Source organism: Kitasatospora sp. NPDC089509 (assembly GCF_044749365.1).
Taxonomy (GTDB): Bacteria; Actinomycetota; Actinomycetes; order Streptomycetales; family Streptomycetaceae; genus Kitasatospora.
The window spans coordinates 1-2,401 of the sequence record NZ_JBIVHS010000059.1 but is presented as its reverse complement, the minus strand read 5'-3'; the positions used below and the strand labels follow the sequence as shown (position 1 = coordinate 2,401).

The window sequence follows — 2,401 nt, the reverse complement described above, 5'->3', positions numbered from 1 at the left end:
CCCTCAACCCCACCCGCACCCCCCACCGCCACCCCCTCTTCCAAACCATCCTCACCCTCAACACCACCCAACCCGGAGGAACCGAACTCGACGTCGAGCAGGTCGACTTCGAGAGCGCGGCCAAGTTCGACCTGTCGTTCTCCGTCGCCGAGCAGCACACCGCCGACGGCACCCCGAACGGCCTCGTCGTCACCATCGAGTACGCCGCCGAGCTCTTCGAGCCCGCCACCGTCGAGCGGCTCGCCGAGCAGTTCCAGCGCATCCTGCGCAGCGCCGCCGAACACCCCGACACCCCCATCCAGGACGTCGACCTGCTGGGCGACTCCGGCCGGGCCGAACTCGACGCGCTGGCCACCGGCGCCGTCCACCCGCTGCCCGCCGCCGCCCTGCCGGAGCTGTTCGCCGCCCAGGCCGCCCGCACCCCCGACGCCACCGCCGTCAGCTGCGGCACCGACACCCTCAGCTACGCCGAACTCGACGCCGTCACCGCGCGGTTGGCCCACCACCTGGTAGCGCTCGGCGCGGGTGCGGAGCGCCGGATCGCCGTGCTCCAGCAGCGTTCCACGGCCCTGGTGGTCAGCACGCTGGCCGTCGTCCGGGCCGGCGGCGCGTACGTGCCGCTGGCCGAGAACTGGCCGGCCGAGCGGATGGACCTGGTGCTCGCCGACACCGGCGCCGAACTGCTGCTGGTCGACGCCACCACCCGCGACCTCCCGTACGTCCGGGCCCGGGCGGCGGCCGGCGGGCAGGTGGTGGACGTCTCGGCGCCGCTGCCGGACGCCCCCGGCGCCGTACTCCCGACCGTGCAGCCCGCGCAGCTCGCCTACGTGATGTACACCTCCGGCTCCACCGGCACCCCCAAGGGCGTCGCCGTGACCCACGCGGACGTGGCCGCACTGGCCGCCGACCGCTGGTGGCAGCGCGACGGCCACCACGAGCGGGTGCTGTTCCACTCCCCGCACGCCTTCGACGCCGCGACCTACGAGCTGTGGGTGCCGCTGCTCGGCGGCGGCCAGGTGGTGGTGGCGCCGGCCGGTGAGCTGGACGCCGAGCGGATCGGACGCCTGGTCGCCGACCACCGGGTCACCGCGCTCTGGCTGACCGCCGGCCTGTTCCGGCTGCTCGCCGAGGACGCGCCGCAGAGCCTGACCGGCGTCCGCGAGGTGATGACCGGCGGCGACGTCGTCCCGGCCGCCGCCGTGCGCCGGGTGCTGGAGGTCCACCCGACCCTGCGGGTGGTCGACGGCTACGGGCCGACCGAGACCACCGTGTTCGCCACCCGGCACCCGATGGCCGCCGGGGACGCGATCGGCAGCACCGTGCCGATCGGCCGCCCGCTGGACAACATGCGGGTCCAGGTGCTGGACGCCGCACTGCGCCGGCTGCCGGCCGGGGTGCCGGGCGAGCTGTTCATCGCCGGCGCCGGCCTGGCCCGCGGCTACCTCGGCCGCCCGGGCGCGACCGCCGAGCGCTTCCTCCCGGACCCGTACGGCGAGCCCGGCGCCCGGATGTACCGCACCGGCGACCTGGCCCGCTGGCGGCGCGACGGCGAGGGCGGGGGCCACCTGGAGTTCCTCGGCCGCACCGACGACCAGATCAAGCTGCGCGGCTTCCGGATCGAACCCGCCGAGATCGAGGCGCACTTCACCGCCCGCCCGGAGATCGCCCAGGCCGCCGTGCTGCTGCGCGAGGACCGCCCGGGTGACCGCCGGCTGGTCGCCTACCTGGTGCCGGCCGCCGGCGCCACCGCCCCGGACCCGGCCGACCTGCGGGCGGCGGCCGCCGCCCAGCTGCCCGGGTACCTGGTCCCGTCCGCCGTCGTGCTGCTCGACACCCTCCCGCTCACCCCCAACGGCAAGCTCGACCGCCGCGCCCTGCCCGCGCCGAGCCTCACCAGCGCACCGGCCCGCGAGCCGCGCACCCCGCGCGAGTCCGTCCTCTGCGGCCTGTTCGCCGCCACGCTCGGCGCGGAGACGGTCGGCATCGACGACAACTTCTTCGACCTCGGCGGCCACTCGCTGCTGGCGATGCGCCTGGTCGCGGCGGTGCGCTCCGAACTGGCCGCCGAGATCGGGGTCCGCGACCTCTTCGAGGCGCCCACCGTGGCCCTGCTGGCCGAGCGGCTGGAGCTGGCCCGGCCCGCGGCCGCCCTGCCGGAGCTCGTCCCGGCCGAGCGCCCCGCACGGATCCCGCTCTCCCACGCGCAGTCCCGGCTCTGGTTCCTCAACCGGATGGAGGAGACCGAGCGCGCCTCCTACAACATCCCGGTGGTGCTGTCGCTGCCCGGCGAGATCGACTCCATCGCTCTCCAGGCCGCGCTGGACTCCGTGGTGGAGCGGCACGAGACCCTGCGCACCCTCTTCCCGGAGACCGACGGCGAACCCCAGCAGTCCATCCGCCC

General features: G+C 75.7%; 1 protein-coding gene. It reads left to right on the top strand.

Going from position 1 to position 2,401, the window contains the following annotated elements; all coding sequences use genetic code 11:
* On the top strand, positions 1-2,401 hold a 2,401-nt coding region (locus tag ACIP4P_RS45045; RefSeq protein WP_400930335.1), incomplete at both ends, for an amino acid adenylation domain-containing protein.